The organism is Facklamia sp. P12955 (genome assembly GCF_050409565.1).
Lineage (GTDB): Bacteria > Bacillota > Bacilli > Lactobacillales > Aerococcaceae > Facklamia.
Genome location: NZ_JBNUPF010000021.1, coordinates 15735 through 38676, shown reverse-complemented (window position 1 = coordinate 38676; position 22942 = coordinate 15735). Strand labels below are relative to the sequence as shown.

12 protein-coding genes and 2 pseudogenes are annotated in these 22942 nt (G+C 35.7%); 2 read left to right on the top strand and 12 right to left on the bottom strand.

The features are described from left to right. Positions 1-234: 234 nt before the first annotated feature. Positions 235-2226 (bottom strand): hypothetical protein, encoded by a 1992-nt coding sequence (locus tag ACQV2G_RS06905; protein WP_428876437.1) that lies wholly within the window; start codon positions 2224-2226, stop codon positions 235-237. A gap of 572 nt (positions 2227-2798) precedes the next feature. Between ACQV2G_RS06905 and ACQV2G_RS06900 the strand changes: the two genes are divergently transcribed. Beyond that, positions 2799-3182 carry a PH domain-containing protein gene (locus tag ACQV2G_RS06900; RefSeq protein WP_428876436.1) on the top strand — a complete coding sequence of 128 codons (384 nt, stop codon included), beginning with the start codon at positions 2799-2801 and terminating at the stop codon, positions 3180-3182. 1131 nt (positions 3183-4313) lie between these two features. Here ACQV2G_RS06900 and ACQV2G_RS06895 read toward each other — a convergent pair. The 7 genes from ACQV2G_RS06895 to ACQV2G_RS06865 form a co-directional block, all read right to left on the bottom strand. Beyond that, complete coding sequence (locus ACQV2G_RS06895) at positions 4314-6824, bottom strand: CAMP factor family pore-forming toxin (protein WP_428876435.1); 2511 nt, start codon at positions 6822-6824, stop codon at positions 4314-4316. Between the two features lie 204 nt (positions 6825-7028). Next, positions 7029-7691, bottom strand: a complete 663-nt coding sequence (locus ACQV2G_RS06890; protein WP_428873353.1) for a potassium channel family protein — start codon at positions 7689-7691, stop codon at positions 7029-7031. 4 nt (positions 7692-7695) lie between these two features. Further along, positions 7696-9051: a TrkH family potassium uptake protein gene (locus tag ACQV2G_RS06885; RefSeq protein WP_428873354.1), complete on the bottom strand. Its 1356-nt coding sequence runs from the start codon at positions 9049-9051 to the stop codon at positions 7696-7698. A 145-nt stretch (positions 9052-9196) separates the two neighbouring features. Next, positions 9197-10054 (bottom strand): class C sortase, encoded by an 858-nt coding sequence (locus ACQV2G_RS06880; protein WP_428875258.1) that lies wholly within the window; start codon positions 10052-10054, stop codon positions 9197-9199. Next, positions 10055-10906 carry a class C sortase gene (locus tag ACQV2G_RS06875; protein WP_428875257.1) on the bottom strand — a complete coding sequence of 284 codons (852 nt, stop codon included), beginning with the start codon at positions 10904-10906 and terminating at the stop codon, positions 10055-10057. Beyond that, on the bottom strand, positions 10887-12233 hold the full coding sequence (locus ACQV2G_RS06870; RefSeq protein ID WP_428876434.1) for an MSCRAMM family protein: 1347 nt from the start codon (positions 12231-12233) through the stop codon (positions 10887-10889). The genes ACQV2G_RS06875 and ACQV2G_RS06870 overlap by 20 nt, the downstream gene beginning before the upstream one ends. 99 nt (positions 12234-12332) lie before the next feature. Next, positions 12333-18980: a SpaH/EbpB family LPXTG-anchored major pilin gene (locus tag ACQV2G_RS06865; protein ID WP_428876433.1), complete on the bottom strand. Its 6648-nt coding sequence runs from the start codon at positions 18978-18980 to the stop codon at positions 12333-12335. Between the two features lie 337 nt (positions 18981-19317). Between ACQV2G_RS06865 and ACQV2G_RS06860 the strand changes: the two genes are divergently transcribed. Continuing rightward, the gene (locus tag ACQV2G_RS06860; RefSeq protein ID WP_428876432.1) at positions 19318-20511 is read left to right on the top strand and encodes a coenzyme F420-0:L-glutamate ligase; all 1194 of its coding nucleotides are present in this window, start codon (positions 19318-19320) and stop codon (positions 20509-20511) included. 294 nt (positions 20512-20805) lie between these two features. On the opposite strand, the gene ACQV2G_RS06855 is transcribed toward ACQV2G_RS06860, so the two are convergent. The 4 genes and pseudogenes from ACQV2G_RS06855 to ACQV2G_RS06840 form a co-directional block, all read right to left on the bottom strand. Beyond that, positions 20806-21015 (bottom strand): hypothetical protein, encoded by a 210-nt coding sequence (locus tag ACQV2G_RS06855; RefSeq protein ID WP_428873361.1) that lies wholly within the window; start codon positions 21013-21015, stop codon positions 20806-20808. A gap of 124 nt (positions 21016-21139) precedes the next feature. After that, positions 21140-22009 (bottom strand): radical SAM protein, encoded by an 870-nt coding sequence (locus ACQV2G_RS06850; RefSeq protein WP_428873362.1) that lies wholly within the window; start codon positions 22007-22009, stop codon positions 21140-21142. A gap of 92 nt (positions 22010-22101) precedes the next feature. After that, positions 22102-22350: pseudogene (locus ACQV2G_RS06845) on the bottom strand (2-keto-3-deoxygluconate permease); the annotation flags it as partial. Between the two features lie 79 nt (positions 22351-22429). After that, positions 22430-22935: pseudogene (locus ACQV2G_RS06840) on the bottom strand (2-keto-3-deoxygluconate permease). Positions 22936-22942: the final 7 nt, after the last annotated feature.

The following is a 22942-nucleotide window of genomic DNA, read 5'->3' as shown; positions in this document are numbered from 1 at the left end:
GTTACCACTTTTAATAGATCGGACTTCTGTGTTTTTGTGTAGCAAAAAATAGGATTGAAGGAAGAATCTTTCTCCCATCAACCCTATTTATTATAGAGCCTTTATTTATTAAGGAAATCTGGGCAGAAACAAAGACAAATCCTGTATGAGTCATCCTCAAAGAAAGGTTTGTCTTCAGTCTGAGAGCACATAAATTATGTGCTCTTTTGATTGGATAATAATTTTAATTAATGATTAATCGTTAAAGCGTTTAATTCTTTTTAGAATAGGAAGAATTAATAATCCGACTACCATTAATAAAGAAGAGATAGCTTCGATTTGATAATTTTGTTCACCAGTTAATGGTAATTTGGCTTTAGATTCCTCTTTACTAGAATTACTTGGTTGTGATGGTTCGCTAGGATCTTCTGGTTGAGAGGGTTCTGCTGGATCACTTGGACTATTTGGATCTGAAAGTGTTTGTTCAGGTCCGTATTCAATGACTTTGTCGACTTTTTCAACTAAGACATTTCCATCTTCATCCACACGGCCGACAATCCCTTCGGTAACAACAAATTCTTCACCTGATGCAAGGTCTAGGTTTGGACGGCGAATCGTATCAAATGGAAGTTCAGCTGGTCCATATTCAACTACTTGATCAATTTTTTTAACTAAGACATTCCCGTCTTCATCCACACGACCGACAATGCCTTCAGTAACAACTTCTTCATCACCTGGAGCAAGATCTAGATTCGGGCGGCGAATTACTTTAAAGTCCACAGCTACAGGTCCGTATTCAACCACTTGATCAACTTTTTCAACTAATATATTCCCGTCTTTATCTACACGACCAACAACGCCTTCAGTAGCAACTTCTTCATTACCCGGAGTAAGATCTAAGTTCGGATGGCGAATCGTATCAAATGGAAGTTCAGCTGGTCCATATTCAACTACTTGATCAACTTTTTCAACTAAGACATTCCCGTCTTCATCCACACGACCGACAATGCCTTCAGTAACAACTTCTTCATCACCTGGAGCAAGTTCTATGTTCGGGCGACGAATGATATCAAATGTAAGTTCAGCTGGCCCGTATTCAATCACTTGATTAACTTTTTCAACTAAGACATTCCCGTCTTCATCCACACGACCGACAATGCCTTCAGTAACAACTTCTTCATCACCTGGAGCAAGTTCTAAGTTCGGACGGCGAATCGTATCAAATGGAAGTTCAGCTGGCCCGTATTCAATCATTTGATCAACTTTTTCAACTAAGACATTCCCATCTTCATCCACACGACCAACAACCCCTTCAGTAACAACAACTTCTTCACCCGGCGCAAGGTCTATGTTCGGGCGACGAATGATATCAAATGTAAGTTCAGCCGGTCCGTATTCGATGACTTCATCAGCAGGATTTTTAATAACATTTCCATTTTTATCCTTAATTCCCTCAACACCTTCAATCACAGTTTTTTCTTCACCCGGCGCAAGATCTAGATTCGGGCGGCGAATAATATCGAATGGAATTGATTCTGGTTCCGAAAATATAAAGTTATATGTATGTCTTGCAATGTTACCCGCACCATCAGAAACATGAAATATAACTGAAGCTGTCCCTAATTTAGGTGATTTAAAAGTGAAGGGTAGGGAAGCTTGTTTTGGGTATAAATCCAAATTACCTATTTTATCTATAGGTTCTAAAAGTTTACTAGTCCCTTCAGGCATAGTAAACCCAAATTCTCCTAATATTTCAGGATTTATAATTTTTATAGATTTAACACCAGTAAAGTCATCAGTAAATCTAAATTGAAGGGGTCTTTCCAACCTACCGTATTGAATATTTCTTTCTAGATAAAGATTTTGGGTTCTTCCTTCAACAACCCCATCATTATTTCTATAAGTTTGTTTGTTTCTACTATTTTCATCGATAAATTGATTGGTATCATTTAGGAACGATTGACTTGTTCCAGTATTTGATTGAGCTAGGTTAGAGGGATCAACTATAGTACTAGTTTCAGTACTAGGTTCTGAGTCTTGGTTTTCAGCTGAAGATTGAATAGCTTCTATCGTCGTTGTCCTTTCAGAGGATTGATCATCAGATATAGATGTGCTAAAAACTATCAATTGTTCATCACTAGGCGTTACATCTTGTCCATAAACATTATCCATCATTAGGATTGAACTTAAAGATGCAAGCGTTAAAATAAATACGATTTCTTTTTCACGATTAAACTTCCTTTCCAAAAAGATATATATTATAAGATTAACATATTTATTTTAAAAAAACAATTGGTTGAATTAATAAGGCATGCATTATACCAAAGAATAATAGTTCTATCAAAAAAGAAATGACCTTGAAATATGAGGGAAACAAAGGGGATTTTAATGTCAAACTAGTTGGTAGTAAAAATTTATTGAAGACAAGGAATTGCGAAGGTACTTTAAAGAAGACAGATACTCAGAAAAAGTTCAAAGTAGGCTATTAATAATGACTTTTGCTTAATAAATAATACCATCCACTGCTAAACTTTTTTAAAAATCACACTAGATTCCAATAGAATTTTTTCATTATTTCTTTCCTTAAACATTTTCCATATCGGGAGAAACTATTTACTAAGAAAACTGTCAGCTTCGAGGCTTGGAATTTATTAAGAGATTCGTTAAATTGATTAAGAGAACATAATTTTTTAGGAGGGGAGAAGACGGAATATCCTTTATTAGCAAACAAATTACCCGTATCGATCAAAAAAGTTTGGAAAAAATTTTTGTGCTAACTTTTTTTAATTACTTTTGGGAGTGGACTGATTGTTGCAGCTTTGCTAAAAACTATTGATCAACTCTCACTGATCTGGCAGGCACTAATTGGTGGGTACCTAGCCCTTGTTTTCATTTTGTTTATCCTGGATTTATTTCTTGTCAACTATGGCTATCACTATTTTCGTTTTGAAATGAATGAAGATGAATTAATTTTCCAAAAGGGGTATTTTTTTCGCTCAATTACGTATGTTCCTTTTTCTAGAATACAACATATAGAGACTGAGCAGGGACCTTTTCTTAGACAAGCACAATTGATGAAAGTCATCATACATACAGCTGCAACGAGTCACAGTATTGCAGGGTTATCAATTGAAGATGGTACGAACATTCAAAAAGAAATTTCAATGAAGTCTGAGATGGATACAAACAGTGAAAACAGATAAATTACATTTCCATTCGATGGCTATATTGGTTTATTTTATAAGAGCGGTTAAACATAGGATGTATTTAATAATCCTTTTGCTGATAGGGAACGATTCTATACCGTTTAAAAGTTTCGCTCTTTTAACTATATTTTCTCTTAGTATCCTTGGGAGTCTTATCAAATACTACAGTGTTTTTGATAGAAACGGCAGGAAGTGAACCTGACGAATCCGAAGTTTCTTTAACTGCAGTCAACCTTTCTACCTTTAGACAAATTGAATCCTTTCAATCCCTTATAGGGCAAAAGGATCTACGTACTCAAACAACTGAAAAAAATGACGACAGTACTGTTCGCTTTCATCTTTCCTTTAAAGATATTTTTTATACGCCATAACAGATATCAAAGCCATTTTCCCCTTTATTGGTATTTTAACATATATTTATTAGTGGCTACCTGATCAAATGGTTATGGAATGGCTTAATCGAATTCTTTAGATCGTAGAGAGTGGTTCTTTGTTAATTTTGATGCCTTTGGGTATTGTTTTGATAACAATTCTATCACTGATAAAAAATTTAGTAAAATTTTACCACTTTGAAACTTCATTGTGCAATGAAACACTCACGATTCAATATGGTCTGTTTGAAAAGGAAAGTACAAAAAATTCTCCTGAATAAAATTCAAGGAATCCGCTTCATAAACAATTATTTCGAGCATTCTTGAATCGGGGATCGATTGAAATTATTCTGATAGGTGGTCAATAAAAAACAGAAAGAGGGCTGAGTCGTGTTTATTTATTCCCTCTAATCCCTTTAGCGAATGATTACAAGGAATTAAATCGTTTCTTGCCAACCTTTAATTTTTATCCTCCCGAATTAACCCTAGTCAGTAAAGAGCGTCTCATCTATTTTGGCGCTGATATCTATTAATCAAAGCCCCCGTACTATTGATAGGATTCCATTACCATTTACTTTTGGAGTTATGCTAAGTTTGCTTTTCATCTTTTTACTGGTTAGAGGCTATGTGAATTGTCACCGTTGTAAAAATAAGATAATGTATATTATGTAAACCCATATAAATAAATTGTATTTCAAACTAAAAAGCCTAATAGAATCATTCTATTAGGCTTCTAACGAGACGGACCAAGCTATGATTAAAGATCTGATTCAACGGCTGACTCTTCTATTGAGAGGTCACTTATAGTTTCGTCTTGAAGAACTGTTTGCTCAGCATCAAGTTGAGTTTCTTCAGTTTCAGCGTCATCTGCTGATTTCTCAACCGTTGTTTCTTCAATTTGTTCAACTGATGTTATTTCTTCTTCGATCGCTTCATCTGTAGAAAGCTCTTCAAAAGTATCGCCGACAATCACTTCTTCTACGGAAGCTTCTTCACTCTGATCTTCACTAATACTTTCTTCATCAATTTCAATTGCTTCATCCACAGCAACTTCATCATTAAGAGCTTCGATGGTAGCTTCTTCTTCAGTGACTTCTGTTGCAATCACTTCTTCGGTTTCTGTTATCTTATCATCAAACAATAATTCTAATTCATGAATCATTGAATAGACATCTCTTAAAGTAGAATTTGGATTTAATTGAACCCCAACTGCTTTTGTAAGTGTTCGATTGATTTTAGAATATACTTCATAAGGTTGTTTACCGAGAACTTCTTTATCCCGTCTAAATCTTGTGTTCCAAATCACTTCATCTAGGATTGATTGAACATAAATATTAGCACGAGAATCTAAATGAAGATCGGGTGTATGGGCTGCTTTTGTTTCTAAAGCTTGCAATTCAGCCATTCTTTTTTCAATTTTTTCTTTTGAAGCAAATGGATCTGATAAAGTAACTAGTGTTCTTGTAATTGCAAATCCATAATCTTTATGTATAGATAAATCTTTATTTTTGAGTTCACTTGTTGCATAATCAATGGACTCAATAATGTTTTTTAAAGCATTCATCCGGCTACCAATTGAGTTTAGGTTAAATATAGTATCTGATTGTTTTATCCCATTTAACTCGCCACCGAGTTTATCGATTAACTTAAAGGCTTGTTCTAATGATTTTTCATATTTTTTAGAAAGAACTCTTTCAGAAATTTTTACCAGTTTATCTTCTTCAATTTTTAATTCTTTTAGATCTGAAGCAACCTCATGATCTTTTACAATGTCTGGAAGTGTCAAGTCTTTTGATACGATTGATCCCACTTCGTAACCTAAAATTGATTGAAGTTTTTCTTGTAATTGTTGAACGGATAAATTAATATCCTTGACAGTCGATTTTGGATCCAACTGCACACCTACGGCTTTAGTAATTGTTTTATTAAGATCATTATACTGTTCAAAAGGAAGTTTACCTAATATGTTTTTATCTCTGATAAAACGTGTATTCCAAATGGCGTTATCTAATTTAGCTTTTACATAGATTGTTGCAATGTCCTCTTCAGTTAAATCTGGATAATCATTGATGGCCTCTTTTAGATCTAAGATTTGTTGTACTTGATGATCGATTGAAGCTTGTGAAGAAAATGGGTCTGCTAAAGTGATTAAAGCTTTAGTGATTGTATATCCCATGTCTTTATGGGCATGGCTGACTTTATTAGTAGCTTCAGTCGTTGCGTATACAATTCCATCAATGATCGTTACTAATGCTTCAATCCGACTTCCAATTGTATCAACCTTTAATGGAACTTTGCCCGCTATGCTTGCTTCGAGAGTGGCTTCTTTCTTGATGTTTTCAACCAATTTTGAAGCTCTTTCAAGGATATTTTCATAATTTGTACCCGCTAAAACTTCTTTCAGATGCTTAATTTGCTCTTCTTTATCTTTAATTACGAGCAGATCTTCCTTGTGATCAGCTACACGATCACGTTTAGTGACTTCTACAACTTTACCTTGTAAGGCTTGATTAAGTTGACTTTCAATTTCAGCCACCGCTTGGTCGATTTCTCCAACGGTTGATTTTGGATCAAGTTGAATTCCTACTGCTTTTGTGATTGCGCGATTTAAAGAATGATAGACATTGGCACCCATCTTACCTAATATTTTTTCATCCCGAATAAAACGCGTATTCCAAATGGCTTTATCTAATTTAGCTTTTGAGTAAATAGTTGCTGTATCTTTTTCACTGAGATCTGGTAGAGCAGCTGCCTCACTCTTGGTTTCTCTCAATTCAGCAATTAATTTCTCAATGCTATTGTTCGAAGAAAGCGGATTCAACAGAGTGTATGTAAGATGTGTAATTTTTAATCCCATCATATGGTGGGCATCGATTATTTTATTATTCAAATGATTAACGGAATAATCAATTGCCTCAATTACTTCTGTAATAGCAGTTAGACGTGGCCCTATTGAATTTAAAGCATAAATTGTTTCAGGATTTATACCCTCGCCTTTTGCTATTGCAGTAGCGTCTGAGATGACTGTTTCTAAAATATCAAAACTTTTATTTAGGAGATCTTCATAAGGAGTCCCTAAGACCGTTTGTTCTAATGCTTCTAATTTGTCTTTTTGATTTACTATTTCTATTGCTAAATCTTGTACATTTGCACTATAAGCTTGCGAAGTATTTGACGCTTCTTGTGCGTATATTGATTGTTGCATCAGAGGAGTTCCAACACTAGCTAGCAATAATGCACTTGAAAAAATGATTGACATTTTTCTCATAAATACCACCTCGATCTATTATGATAAAATAATTATAACACGATTAGAAAAAAAATCAATATTTTATCTCGAAACAGTTTGATACAAATTGCTTATATTAAAATGCGTAATATGTTCATTCTCAAACCCTCCCATTTAAAATAAAAAAGAAACAATCTAAAATGTAGATTGTTTCAGGATTTGATACTTTATTCAATGGATCAATTATTGCTCATTAATCAGCTTCTCAACCGTCATAAAGTCTTTTGAGGTTCCCAGTATTACCAACATATCCCCTTTATGGATGACCGAATGAGGTTCAGGATTTCCAAGAAAATCACCCGAATCTCGAATAATTCCAACTATATTAAAGCCATGTTTAGCTCTCACGTCTAAATCGATTAGACTTTTATCCACCCATAATGAAGGGGTGGTTACTTCGAAGATGGAATAGTCATCAATAATATTAAAATAATCAACAAGATTCTTAGAGGATAAACTATAAGCTAATTTACGGCCACTTTCTTTTTCTGGAATAATCACTTTATCAATGCCAACCTTTTTAAGAACTTTGGCATAATAATCGGTAGAAGCTTTGCCGATGATTGTTTTTACACCGATTTCTTTTAAAGTGATGGTAGATAATATAGACGCTTCTAAATCCGATCCAATTGCAATAATGGCTGTTTGGATATTCGCTAGCCCTAACTCATGAAAAACCTCAATGTTTTTGATATCTGCGCAAATTGCATGGGTTACATAAGGAGCGATTCGGTTGATGCTTTCTTCATTATGATCAATAATAATCACTTCATGTCCTAATTTCATTAAATTCTCCGCTAAACTACGCCCAAATCTTCCGGCGCCAATCACTAGATATTCCTTCACATAATCACCCCACTAAGATACTTTCTTGTGCTTCGCGATAATTGTTCGAGGCTTTGGATTTGAAGAAGACAAACACCATCGCCATGGGTCCAATTTTACCAAAAATCATGGTAAAGATTATCACTATTTTACTCATCACACTTAAACTGGCTGTAATTCCTTGGCTTAATCCCACTGTACCATAAGCAGAGATAATCTCATAATAAAGATTAACCAGTGACTTATTAGGTTCAAAGAGGGTAAGCAAGATTAAAGCGATACCCACCCAAGAAAAAGAAAGAAAGAAAATGGCCAGTGATTTCAATATATTCTTCCTAGGAATCCGACGTCTAAAGACAACGGTATCTTGACTTTCGCGCAAATACGACAGAGTATAAAGAATTAATAAGGCAAAGGTTGTAACTTTTAAGCCACCGGCTGTTCCTCCGGGTGCCCCCCCAATAAACATCAGTAGATTCGTCACCAAGTAGCTCGGGGTGCGTAAGCCTCCTTGTTCGATCGTCGCAAAACCAGCCGTTCTTGTCGTTACCGATTGAAAAAAAGCCGCAGTCAATTTATCCACAAGATTTAAGGGTCCTAACGTACTAGGATTTTGCCATTCAACAACTAAAAAGAATAAGGCAGGTAAGATAATTAAAAGACTTGTTGTCACTATAACAAGTTTTGTATGCAAGCGAAGAGGCTTTCCATTTAAGTAATGGTGGATTAAATTTCTGCTAACTGAAAAACCGAGTCCCCCTACTATAATTAAGAACATTAGTACGATATTTATCCAATTATTATCGACATAGCCCATAAAACTTTGGTCACCGATAATATCAAAGCCGGCATTACAAAAAGCAGAAACAGAGTGAAAGATACTATTGATGACGCCTTTAATGACCCCATATTCAGGTATAAATTGAAAGCTTAATAAAACAGCACCAATGGCTTCAATAATTAAAGTAGAATAAGCGACATACCGCACAAGGTCTGCTACCTCACTAAAAGTAGTGGTGTTTTTTTCTTCTGCTAAGAACTTACGATTAGAAAAAGACAGCCGTCTCCCCATTAACATACCAATGGTTCCCACACCGGTCATGATTCCAATACCGCCTATTTGTATGAGAATTAAAATGACCGTTTTACCAAATGGCGACCAATGACTTGCGGTGGTTAAAGTCGCTAGACCCGTGACGCAAACTGCAGAAGCGGCTGTAAAGATACTATCAATCAATGAGGTCTGCACACCCTCATTAGTTGCAAAAGGTAATTTTAAACAGAGGCTCCCAATTAAGATGAGGCCCAAGTAGCTATAGAAGAATAATTCAGCAGGATTGATTGAAATGAGATCTTTTTTCCACTGGTTATAGACAAGCATGACTTTCCACCCTTCTGTGCACAAAAGTTAGTTATATCGTGGTTTAGCTTTTTTAATTTTGCTATTCCTATAGTAGTGAAAAAAAACAGGAATTTCAAACACAAATTACTCATTGTTTATTTTGACCAGCAACTTATCAATAGACTCATTTTACCCTAGAAAAGCTACGATTAGCTTTTTTTCTTTTGATGAATAAAACTATAATAGACAAGAAAATAAATAAGCTTAACGCAATCGTAAGCCATAACTTCCATGGAGATGGCTGTCTTCTTGTTATTGTCTCTTGAACGCTTTCTTTCGGATATGGAATACGTTTACCAATAACCAATAAGCGATGACTATTAATCATATAGGGTGTGCAGGTTAATAAAGTTACTCGATCTTCTGCTTCTTCAATTTTGAGGGATTCAAAATCATTAGGTTCAATCACTTTGATTTCAATCACTTGATAAGCTAAATCATCGCGCAAGTTATGGAGGAAAAATAAGTCGCCAACTTCCATTTTGTTTAAATCAGAAAATAATTTGGCGCTAGGTAAGCCTCTATGAGCTGTAATGACGCTATTTGTTCCTTTACCACCAACAGGTAAGCTGGTTCCTTGGAGGTGAGCGGCTGCTTTTTGTAAGACTTCTTCAGTCGCTCCTGCATGGATAGGTAATGAGAGATCAATCTTAGGAATATCGATAAAGCCTATCTGTTCATTGATTTCGAGCATGCGAGCATATTCTTTAATTCCTTCCTTTTGTTTTTTGGTAAAAGGATCCACCACGCCATTCATACTAGGAAGGATGGTCGAATTATAAGCATGGGCTAATTCAATCCGACGGTCTAATTCAGTTTGTGATATTTTGATAGATTGGTCCCTAAATTCTTCTACTTGCGTTCTTGCCGCTTGGTTATGAATATAACGCGCTACAAAAGGATAGGCGACCAAGGTCAAACCCAAAAGGAAAATAAAAATGTTTAAAACAGCTTTGATATTTCTTCTATTGATTGTAGCCACCTACTTTCCATTGTCAGTCTTTTTTCGATTATACAGCCAAAAAAGAATAGTAAGTAGTAGTAAAAGTAACAGGAGTAATAAAAGCCAGCGGTACTTGATAAAGAAGTTCATAGAGGTCTTGCGGTCTTTTTCAAATTCATCCTCTACATAAGGAATACGGTGTCCTCTAACCAGTAGGCGGTGACTATTGATCATATAGGGGGTACAAGTAATTAATGTCATATAATCATGCTCTGGAACAATATCAAGATATCCTATTTCATGAGGTAAGATGACATCGATTCGATCGACTTGATAGGCTAAAGTTTCATTTAAGTTGTTAAAATAAAAGACATCATCTATTTTTAACTTGTCTAAATGCGAAAATAAACGTGCATTCGGCAACCCTCGATGCCCTGTAATAACTGCATGGGTGTGAAGTCCACCTACCGGCAGACTTGTCCCTTCTAAATGTCCGATTCCTTTTTGCAGCACTTCTTCACTGGTTCCAGCAAAAACTGGTAAGTATTCATTTATTTTAGGAATATCAATGACACCAATTTGTTCATTAATCTCCAACATATGCGCATAGGCTGCACGTCCTTCTTGATGATCTTTTTCTGAAAAAGGATCCGAAAGCTTTGAAACGCCCTCTTTTTTCTGACTTAATTGGTCGTTGTAGGCTTGGGCAAGAAAAACACGTCGGTCCACTTCTTGTATAGACAGTTGTTGCACAGCCTCCTTATAGCTATTCACTTCCACGCGTGAGGCTTGGTCATAGAGGTAACGTGAAATAAAAGGATAGCACAAAGCTATCCCTCCCATTATAAAAAGTAGATTATAAAAAAAGAGTTTAATTTTTTTCTTCTTCATAAAGTTTACATGAAATCCTTTCTGTACCAGTTGTCGACTTATAAAAAAGAATGAATAAACCGATGGTTATAAAAAGAAAAGCAAGGTAGAAATAATTAGTTTTACATTCTCCTGTCGTTGGTAAAAAGCCAATATCACTTGGTTTAGAAGGTCGGTTAATAGGAATATCTTGCTCTTGCTTTGATGCTTCAACTGGATGGTTGACGATCTCCATTACAGTATAGTTCCAATAACTCTGACTGGTTATTTCAAAGGGAATGGCTTGTTCAAAGGGTTGGTATTTTAGACCTTGTACAATGGGGGCTTCGATTTCGATAAGATAGTATTTTCCTAAGGGCAGATTATTGACTTCAAAATATCCTCGTGAATCAGATTCTACAATGTAGAAAGACCCTTCTTTCGAAGAGACTGGTTCGAAGAGGCGTTTTTTACTATTCCAAGTGACTACTTCAAAGCGTGCACCCATCAAGCCTTGCGCCGGCTTTTTATGGTTGACCTTTCGGAAATGTTGTCCGCCCTTTTCAAGCCCTTCTTCAAATGAGCTTTCATCTGTAGGCTCTGTGGTTGAGTCTTGAGAAGTCTCTTTAGCAATCAGATAATTTTTTACTAAAACTTCAGTAACTTCACCAGCCTTAATAGTGAAATGTATTTTTTTTGAAAGCTGATACCCATCGACCGTTTTTAGTTCAACTAATACATAGTCTCCTTCTGGTAATGAAGCGAGAGTGATTTCACCAAGAGAATTCGACTTCAATTCAGCCTTGCCCGAAGGATCCGTTGTAAAATGCCCCTCTTTAAACAACATTGGCTGGTCTGAATTCGCTGCATAAATATAAAAAGTAACATTCGCTAAATTCTTCCAATCATCCATTTGGTTAGTGGTCACTTCACCGATCACTTTGATTTTTAGGTAGCCCGTTTGAACGCGCTTAGGGAAAACATCAACTTCAAAAGCGTTTTGATAAGGCAAATCGATGATAAATGGTACCGTACGTTCTTCTTTTTTACCGGCTTGATTGATTTCTAATCCGTAATAGCTACCATCCGGAAGCCCGTCAATAATGGCTAGAGAATTTTCATTCGTTTTTGAAGAGTAAGATTGTTTAAATAGATGATCTAATTCACTAACTTTCTTTTCTTTTAAAGAAGCGATATCTGCTTGAGAATAGGTGGGATCGACCTTCCATACTCTATATTCTCTTATTGTTTCACTATCAACAGAATGAATGATCAAGCGATTGGATGTGGCTGAAATATGATTAAACGGTATGATCATTAAGGTAAAAAGCATCAATAGAAATGTAGTAAGTTGTTTAAATAACTTCATATCATACCTCCTAGTTTGAATATCCTTTGTTAAGGGAAATAGGCCTATTTCCCTTAACAAAGGATGGAGAAAATCTCCATACCTTAAATTCTTAATCGTTTAGGCTTCTTCTTTGGCCTTACGACGACCATAAATTGCAAGGAACATTAGTAATGCGCCTGCTACGATGAAGATGACAGTCCCCATACCACCAGTTGCTGGGATAGATGGACGTAAATTATTAGTAATCTCAAGTTTTTGATTATCTTTTTCTACTGAAAAATTAACAGCATCGGCTAACAACTGATAACCCTCCGGTGCTTTAGTTTCTTTAACTGAATACTGCGATGGTTTAGTTCCCTCATTTCCTTGCGCTGAGTATGCCAGTCCGTCAATTGAAAAATTACCCTCGGCATCAGATTTTAATTGGATAACCTTACCAACCATTGCATCTGGGAATTTTGGATTACTCTCGGCATTGTTAAGGGTGATAAGATGTTCGTTCCACTTCATCGGAGCATTATCTTCTAAGACAGTAAAAACAGCTTCTGAAAGAGCTTTCTTATTGGAGTCAACTTTTTGAAATTCTTGACTTCCGTATTTGATCGAAACATCATTTGAAGCGCTAGTAGTCTCTTCTACCACACTATTATTGTAAGTAATTGTTGCATTGTTTGTAATTGGTGTATCAGTAGATGAGTGAGTGCCGTTAAGGTAGGCAGTAAAACTAACTTCAATAAATGGTGTTTCATTTGTATTGGACGAAATACCATCGATTTCATTATCAGCGATTTTATTTCGATTTGCTAAAGGAACTTGAGAAGCGATTTGTTCGATACCCTTTGGTGTTAAAGCAATACTTATAGTTTGACCACTGACTGAATAATTGAAATGATCTTCTATAATTAACGTTTCATTTCCCACCTTAATCGTCGGTTTAAGGTCATCATGCTTAATCGTTAAGGCCGGATCTAACTGGTCTGTAAAGGTATATTTTGAATATTTTTCAATATTTGTTGGGATGGTTCCTTTTAAAATATATTGAAAAGCTTCGCCAACATTGAATGAGGCTTCGTTAAAACCTAACTTAGCAATATCCTTACCGATAACCGGAAAAGCACCTGTAACGTTTTTAGGATAAATATGAATATCTTTAAGATATTCACTACCGTCAAATTTAGTCATTGGAAAAGCAATTACAAATGGAACCGCTAATGACTCCGTTACGGAATTTGGTTTTTTTGTTTCAAAAACAGCAAAGTATTTAGGGTTAGCAGGATCAACATTTACTGTCCATTCAACCGTTCCATTTGAATCGGTTTCACCGAGAAGTTGGCCTCCAGATGCTGGCTGGGTAGGCTTTGTACCAGCAATTGCTTTATCATAGCTATCTTTATCAATTTCATAAGCTGTAAAGCTTACTCCAGATAAGGGTTTTACATTGGTACCGAGAGTAGAAAGGTCTGTAATTATTGTCCCGTCCTGGTTTGCTTTTGGCAAATCAGAATTATATGAATCTGCTTGCAGTTTATGAATGGTTACCTTTGCATCGAAAGGTTCTGTTGCAAATACTGAAGGGGCCTGAGTTAAAATGTTCGAGAGTCCCAAAATAAAAACAAGGACTGCTGTTAATAAGTTGCTTTTTTTCATGTGTTTACTCCTTTTCATGTGTTTTTTTGATTGAAGATAATAAAAACTTGTTAAAGCCATTAATATGAAGCCGGAAACTAGATAAATCAGCACCCCCGTTCCTCCAGTAAGTATAAGGTCATGCGATTGGTAATTCATTACAACAATTTCATTGTCATTACCGTCAGAGCTTGTATCTCGTTTGCTAATAAAATCGACTTGCTTTTCATCCAATATGAATTCCGCTTGGCCTGTTTTATTCCCTTGGGAATCGGTACTTTCAATAATTTCAATAGTTAATGGTTGTCCCAGGAGCTTATAGCCTGCAGGTGCCTTTTCTTCATATAATAGGTACTTTCCAAGAGGTAAATCTTTAAAGACGATGGAATTATAATTATTCTGGCTAACGACTTGATCAATAAGACGGTGATCTTTATTATCCTCAGCTTTAGATTTTAAGCGAAAGATGCTGCCAGTTATTCTTGTAGTAGGGTCCTCACCGTCAATTTTATTGAAACTAAAATCGGTCCTGATAAGTTCATTAATCACAACATAGCCCTTATTAGCATCTAGGACGATTGCATTTTCGTTCTTAATTAAATCATCCGGCATTATAGAGACGTTGTTACTTCTATCTACTTGAATGATAACTGGCTTAACAATTTTTCGATAGCCATCTGGTACAAAGCTTTCATCCAGATGGAAATAAACATAATTCTCCTCTGTTCTGATGGGACGATAATTAGATAATTCTTGGTTAAAACTAACTCTTCCATTGGTATCACTGGTAACTGTCCAGCTTTCATGACTCGAACTTAATCCACTTGCTGGGTCCCCTTCCATACGGGTCAATGTAAAGCCGGCACCAGCTATAGCATTGCCATAGTCTCCATTTTGATTATTAATATCATCCCGTTTCCAAAATTCAATTTCGATCGGATGGAAACGGTTGATCACTCTCGGAATGCCATCACTGCTTTCGAAATTCCAATGGGCATCAGATTGGGAAAGCCAAGTTAATTCTCCCTTGTCAGAAACTTCTACTTTTGCACTGATACCTCCTCCACTTATTGTCTCATAATTAACAGGTGATTGGGTTTCTACAACTTCATAAGTTTTGCCAACTGGCAAATTCTTGAATGCAAGCAAGCCATCTGCTCCGGTTACTTTAGTAGCCAAAGCTTGTCCGACTCGTTCTTGTTTTTGTCTATCGTACTCATAAATTTGAAAGCTTGCACCTTCTAAAGGGGGCATTGACTCGATAGACAGACCTTCATTATCATCTGCTACTTTCTTTAGTTGGATATTGGTGGGGTTTTGACGATTAATGGCAAAATCTAAGCGATAGTTGCCAGAGTCGTCTTTTGTTAAGAAGTCCTCCTCATCAGTACCTTCTATACGGGTGATGTGAGGGCGTATTCCTCCTGCATCCGAAACAATCTCTATTTGATAGACATTATTTGACCTTAAATGAGTGTTGGGACTACTCAATTCCCTTAATTCATATTTACCTGTTTCTACATCGGTAAAACCTGCTGTTCCCGTCGCATTGGTCGTGGCTGTTTGTAGATAATCTTTTCCTTCTATTCCCTTTAGTTCAAATTGCACACCAGCTAAAGGAATAACCGGTTGCGTAAAAGGATCCAACTCTTCCCCTTTTTCACTATAGCCGTATTTCACAATTTTAAAGTTCGAGTCCACTAGGTTTGAAACGGTATAGCCTTGATTGTCATCTCCAGTGAGCAATTGATTGTATTCTGGCAGTATATCCGCAATATATTTATTGTCTAGCGTATCCAATTTTATCTCAATGATATCATAGGCATCGCTTTGGGTAACGTAACCTGGTGGAGCTTGTATTTCTTGTAAACGATAGAAACCTAGGGGGAGATCGTTAAAAATGACTGTGCCATCTGCAGCTGATTGAGCGATCAGAGCAGTCTGATTCGAGTCCTCAATATATTCACCTTGATCATTCTTGATAACAGGCGTTAAAGTAAACTTTGCCCCTTCTAACGGCAAGTCGTTAAGTCCCACCTTGGTGAATTGAATGGTATAGGTTAAGAGTTTGTTAGTCATTTTGATCTGATCCTCTGCCCCATCTACGACACTTGAACCAGTAAATTCGTCTGATCCAGTAGGGGGTTCCATAGTGACTTGTCCAAATTCATCTGTTGTAATTTTCCATGTTGCTTGACTCTTTTGATACCCTAAAGGTGCTCGAATCTCTTGAATAGTAAAGGTTGAATTAGGTTGAGTGGCTGTTCGATTGAGAGTCACTCGCCCTTTTGTATCACTTGTCTTTATTAAAACCTCTTCAGTTTTAGCGTCATTAACCACACGGAATTGAGCCCCTGATAAAGGCTTGCCTTTTTCATCTACCTTAAAGAAGGAATAGGATTCTCTAGTATTGGTATATTCATAAAGATTAGAAACTGGATTGCGTTTTAAAAGGGGTTCCACTTCTTTTTGTGTGTCTAAGTTAATTGTTTGAATATTTTTAATTATTAACCCGCTGTTATCTGCTAATAATTCCAAATCAAAAAGGGTTTTTAAATTTTGTTTTACATAGCCAGGCGGTGTTTTTGTTTCTATTAATTCATAGGAGCCGACTCCTAAGTCCTCAAATTGAACCTCTCCACTGGAATCCGTTGTGACTGAAGCAATCTCAGCTTCAAAGGGCTGTGTTTGTTTCAAATCAAATTGAGCCCCAGCTAAACGGCTTTCATTTAAGCCAATTTTTGTGAACTTAAAATCAAGTGTATGTTCTTGATTGATAAGATTAAAGCTTTGGCTATCATCTGTAGAATTTATCTCACTAATATTGCTTGTATTGCCTTGTAGACGGATCTTGCCATCTGCATCCACCACCAGGGTCCATTTGTTATTTTGGGGCAAATAGTAGCCAATTGGGGCCTTGTCTTCAGTTAAGAGATAACTTCCCTCTGATAAGCGACTGTATTCAAAAATTGCTGACGAATTGCTAGTTTCTTTTGGAATTACTGTTCCATTAAGTGTTTTTAATGTAAATTGAGCATCTTCAAGTAAATCGCCTTGTTTATTAACTTTGCGAATTCTTAAACGATTGGGTTTGTTTTCTAAAACAGGTGCTTTATCACCTAGTGAAGTGACATTACCCTTATAAGACTCTCGATAATTTTTGGCAAATACAGCTGTTTTATCAGCATTTTGCACAATATCAAATAAAATTGTCTTCTCACTTTCAAGGTACCCATCGGGCGCATTAATTTCTTTAAGTTCATAAGTCCCTACACTTAAGTCCTTAAATGGAATATTTCCTTGTGAATCAGATATAACAGTCTGACTAAAGTAAGAATCATTTTGTTTATTAAGCTTAAAAACAGCTCCAGCTAGCGGCTTGTTGGTTGATAAATCTACTTTTTTAAAATTAACATCTGTAACTAATAAATTCAGTCGAACTACTGCAGCATTTGAAAAAACCATATTACCGTTAGTAGCCCTAGGACGAATCGTAGAAACAGAGTCGGAAGATATAACACCATCCGAGGATAAATGAAAAGCACCAAAGAATTGACCGTATTTAACATTTGGAAATGGGTTACCACCTGGACTTTGTTGCAAAGGTTCTATGGAAGGTTTCGCATAGCCATAGGGAGTTTGAGAAACTTCCACATAAAAATATGGATAAGCTGAATTGCGCGGCGTGTCATAATAAGAAGTAAAACCATTAGTCCCTGTAACAGATTCAGAATTATTTTCATCTACTACCAGTGTAAGGTCATAGCTAATAGGGACAGACCAAGGTATATACCGATATTGATAGAGCTTAATAGTAACACCTGGTACTTTATTATAAAACTGGTCTAAGGCTAAGATATTAAATTTTTTTGAGACGGGTGTGGTAGAATCCGTTGCTGATCGCGCTTGGATATTAGAAAATCTTGCTATTACTTCATATTCTACAGGTAATTTAATGGTTTCACCGTCAGGAAAAGTGATGGATAAAATGGTTTGGAAGACCCCTGTTTGCGAAGTATCTATGGCTTCCTCCCATTCGTACAGCACTTCTTTCGATAAATCACTGTAATTTTCGACTACATTTTCCGCTAACAAAGGTTGATCGACTTGAACAAGAATTTCATCTTTTAAGATCGGCTCAGGATTTAGCTGAGTACTTTTATCTTTTGTTTGATCTTCTTGACTTGATACTTTATTTTCTTGATTTATAGTAGTTGCATTATCATCAACTATCGTGACTGTTGTTGATTCTTCGTTTGTCGCTAATTCTTTATTATTGTCATCGTTTTTAGGAACAGTTTGCTGGGCAGTAATCTTCCTATTCGAAAAAAGCGTAACGGCTTTAACGGTAAAACTTTTACTCATCGAATCTGAACGATCTACCTCTGCTTGCAGTGTATGTTTAAAGTAAGCTTTTGGTATCCAAAATTGATAAACTTCTTCATTAGCATTCGCTTTGAATCCGACTTGCCAAAGTTTCTCTTTTTCTTCATTATAAGGATTTTCTGGTGCTAATGGTTCTTCCATTGTAAAAACTTCAGGTTCTACTAAATCAGCTTGACTTGGGGCTTGTGGTTCAACTAGGTCGGAAGGAATTTCAAGACCACTCTCAATTAGTTGGTTATATTGTGTCCAGTATGCTTCTAGTTCTTGCTCATAATTTGCATATTCTAGCTGATAAGTCTCTAGGGCTTCTTGGTAGGCTTGCCACTCAAGATCATTTTGCTTTTTGGCTTCCAGATAAGTTTGGTATTTTTCTTCGTAATGAACCTTATCCTGCTGATAGGCCTCCATCTCTTCGCGGTATTGCATAAAATTCTTAATAGCCCTATTAAAATCTGATTGCTGATTCACTAATCGCATGGAAATAGTTTCTTCTTGATTGGTAATAAGTTTAAATGAATGGACTTGTTCAAATTCAGCATCTGTTTCAAACATTATAAGCTGATCACTTGGTTCCATATTATTGTTGCTATTCAAAAATATTTGCCAAGTAGAAGGATTATTTTTTAATTGAAGAATATTCGGGTCTATTGCTTCTTGGGCATAGGCCGTAGTGAAAGTTTTAAAGGGAATGGTTGATAGAAGCAATAGGAGCACTAACATAGTATTCCAAAGGGTTTGTGAATATTTTTTCAATTTTATCACCTCTTAATCGTTGTGTATTCTATAACTTAATAGCATTTTAAGATCATAATCAATTGCATAGCTTTCTTCAAATATTATATCTAAAAAAACAGTTCCATTGCAAATGAATCTATAGCATTTATAAAAAAATTAAACATTAAGAGCAAAAATAACTATGAATCCGAACATTCGGCTTAAATTTCTTGTAAAAAATCATATAAATCTTTCTCCAAAGAAGACTCTATGATAGACTATTTTAGTAAATGGGTGATGGCGGTCTTCCGTCGTTTTTTTCATTTATACATTGTTGGTCGATTAATTTATCTCAATGAGAGAAAGGAATTTGATTATGAAAAGAACAGTAGGTACCGTAGTAAGAGGGTTAAGAGCACCAGTTGTCCATGAAGGAGACGACTTAGTCAAGATTGTTGTGGAGACTTTATTAGAATCTTCTAAGGAAGCTCAGTACAAGATAGAGGATCGAGATGTTCTTGCGATTACGGAATCCATTTTAGCGCGTGCCCAAGGCAATTACGTGACCCTTGATCAAATTGCAAAGGACATTCAGGATAAATTGCAAGCCAAAAAAATAGGAGTTGTCTTCCCTATTACAAGTCGTAACCGTTTTCAATCAACCCTTAAAGCGATTGCTCGTGCAGCCGATGAAGTGATCGTTCAATTGAGTTATCCGTCCGATGAAGTGGGAAATCCGCTTATGTTAATTGAAGATTTGGATGATGCTGGTATTAATCCATGGACAGATGTCTTCACAGAAGCAGAAATAAAAAAAATATTTGCCGATATGAAGCACCCATTCACAGGTGTTGATTATTTAAGTCTTTACCGAGAAACCATCGAAGCTGAAGGAGCTGCTTGCACGATTATTTTAGCTAACCAACCAAAAGCTGTCCTAGATTACACAGACACCATAATTACAGCAGATCTTCATACACGCAATCGTACTCAAAAACGCCTATTACAAGCTGGTGCTTCAAAAGTACTCCGACTGGATGAGATTATGAATCAGCCAGTCGACGGTAGTGGTTCGAATCCAGAATTTGGATTGTTAGGTGCAAACCTATCTTCTGATGAAATCGTAAAACTCTTCCCTATTAATGGTGAAGCCTTTGTCAGTGAGGTCCAGTCTTTAATTAAAGATTTAACTGGTAAAACAATCGAAGTTATGATTTACGGTGACGGCGCTTTTAAAGATCCTCAAAGTCAAATTTGGGAATTAGCCGATCCGATAGTATCCCCTGCATACACCAGTGGGTTAGAAGGAACACCTAATGAAGTAAAGCTAAAGTATTTAGCAGATGGCAAATTTAAAGATCTTGAAGGTCAAGATTTACAAACGGCTATTTCAGATTATATTGCAGGCCATGCGGAGGCGAGCCAAGACCAAGCAGAAAGAATCGGAACTACCCCGCGTCAACTAACAGACCTATTAGGTTCTTTATCTGATTTAACTTCTGGCTCAGGTGATAAAGGAACACCTTTCATCTATATCAAAGGTTACTTCGATAAGTTTTCTGATCAATAATTTTACCCTTTAAATAAAAACTCTGTTAAGCACCTGAGTGTTTAACAGAGTTTTTTTAGATTAATTCACGAGGTAGGATGTTGTTCTTGTTTTCAAAACATCTAAAATGGTATTAAGCTCACCTTCTACTAAGTTTTTTGCGGCTTGGTCGGTATAAAGAGCACTGTGTGGTGAGGAGATGATTTTAGGGTGATTTAATATTTGAAAGAAGGTTTCATCTGAAATTTTTTGATTTTTAAAGCCATTGCCTGCATAAGGGCCTTCACCCTCAGAGCTATCCAGACCAGCTCCGGCTCAATGGTTTTCATCTAAAACTTTGATCCAGTCATTGGAATTAATGATGCCACCACCTGCCATATTTAATAAATAGGCAATTTGTTTAAAGCCAATCTTAGCTAAACTTTCATAAAAAGTATTATCTATTTGGGCTACTTGCGAGATTGTTATACGGTCATACTTATCTAAAGAGTCAAAATATTTACTACTTAGAAAATGACTGCACAAGGTGAAGTCTACTTGATGCGATATGATTTTATAAATATACTCTCTCCTACATTACTAAATATAAATTCGCTTGTCTTTTTTAGCAAAAAAGTTGCATTAATTAATCTCTATAACTTTTAGATGCTTAAAATATTTTCAAAAAGTCCCTAAAGCTCTTTTTATTTTCTTCTTCCCAATTGTAAAGCTTGTCTTCCAGTTGACTGATAATTTCTTCTTTATCTTGAGGGAACTTCCCACTTAATGAAATTGTATTTGAGGAGTGATTTCCATTTATTTTGATATTTGTATTAATATGATTCAGTAGCATTAATTCTTCCTCTAAACTTTCACGAGGCGTCAAAATTACAAAGCCTTCTCTCTCTTCCTCTTTTAAACTAGATAAGTCTTCTGCATCGATTGTCAATAAAATAAGTTCTTCTGCATCGACATGGTTAATAAGTTTGGCAGTTTCAATGGCATGTCTATCAGATAAACCATTTCCACCAGCTCCTATAACAGTCACTATAGAATAGTTAATGCCTACTTTTTTCAATTTTTTTAAAGCGATTTTTTCTTGATGAATAGTTAGATGTTTATTGTAAAAGTTTAATGTTTGATCTGATCCTGTTTCAATTAAAAGATAAAGTTGGTCTAAACCGTGAAGTCTTAACTTCAATAAATCTTCTTCTGAAGAATCTAAAATACTTTGTGAGCTAGTAATACCTTTTAAAGTTTTTGCATTAGAAAGATCTTTTTTAATTGCAGGGATTATATTAATTAAACTCTCTATATCTACATCTAATATATTTTGATTAATAATCACTATCTCTTTTGTTTCTTCACCTTTTTTACTTTTTAATTCTTTCTTATTTATAATAGATTCTTGTACATTCAACGGTTTATTTGAATCGAATGCCTTTTGATCATTTTTAATAGCTGGGTGATGAATAGATATTTTTTGGCCTTTTAGCTGATTGGTTATGAAATTGACCATTTTTAAATAAAGTTGGTTCATAGTCTTAATCGCTCCTATTTGAATAGTTTATATATAAAAAGCTAACCCCAAATTATGGTTAGCTTAATTATATGATTGAACTTGTATCGGTTTCAACCACAGAAAGCATTAAGAAGCTTTTTGGTGAATTTTGCTACTAAGAATGATGTTAAAAATGTGGGAATAAGCCCTGTTAGAATTTGTGCAGATGCTTGTGTTACGTAAGGTTCTACACTAGGATAGCTTTGAGCGATTAAAGTGGGAAATGAAGCAGAACTTTCTAGCTTAGCATTGAAGGACATGCCCATTACACCATCATTTTTAAGTAAATACTTGTCTACTAAAAATAGTGGTGAGCTTACTAAATAGAAGAATACAACTCATCACACCGATTAATCCAAAATGCAAACTATCGACAATGTTCATAGCCTGACCGATTCCTCATCCTAATAAAGGCAGGAATAATCCGATAGCTGGCGAAAAAAGTTTTACTGCCTTTTTATCGATATTTCCAATAATAATTCCTACTACTAGGGGAATAAGAGTTGATAGCAAAGGCATCTAATTAAAGCCAGAGCTATCAGCTTTTCCAAGCGAATAGACGATTAATGGTAAAGTTGGTATTCTAAAAAAGACTATAAAGTTAAAGCCAATCTTATTTTCTTCTTGGGCATAATCAGTAACTAAGGGTAAGAAGATGGTTAGATTGGCTGAACATACTGCAAGAATAAGCGCTAAAAGACTAATACCTAAGAAACCTTCATCTCCAAATACCTTTAATATCAACCCCCCAATAATGATTGATAATTAGCTTTAACAAGAGAAAGGCCCCCTTCTCGTTGAATAACTTTCATCAAACTTTTTGTATTAATCATCGTTCCCAAACAAAAAGTGATGGCAGCCAAAATAAAAGCAATTGAGTTTTTACTTAGTATAGCCTCAGTCATTCTAACA

Excerpts from the sequence above, each read along its gene's own strand:
- ACQV2G_RS06895 (WP_428876435.1), bottom strand. The coding sequence starts at position 6,824 with ATGAGAAAAATGTCAATCATTTTTTCAAGTGCATTATTGCTAGCTAGT.
- ACQV2G_RS06860 (WP_428876432.1), top strand. The coding sequence starts at position 19,318 with ATGAAAAGAACAGTAGGTACCGTAGTAAGAGGGTTAAGAGCACCAGTT.
- ACQV2G_RS06875 (WP_428875257.1), bottom strand. The coding sequence starts at position 10,906 with ATGAAGAAGAAAAAAATTAAACTCTTTTTTTATAATCTACTTTTTATA.
- ACQV2G_RS06850 (WP_428873362.1), bottom strand. The coding sequence starts at position 22,009 with ATGAACCAACTTTATTTAAAAATGGTCAATTTCATAACCAATCAGCTA.
- ACQV2G_RS06885 (WP_428873354.1), bottom strand. The coding sequence starts at position 9,051 with ATGCTTGTCTATAACCAGTGGAAAAAAGATCTCATTTCAATCAATCCT.
- ACQV2G_RS06870 (WP_428876434.1), bottom strand. The coding sequence starts at position 12,233 with ATGAAGTTATTTAAACAACTTACTACATTTCTATTGATGCTTTTTACC.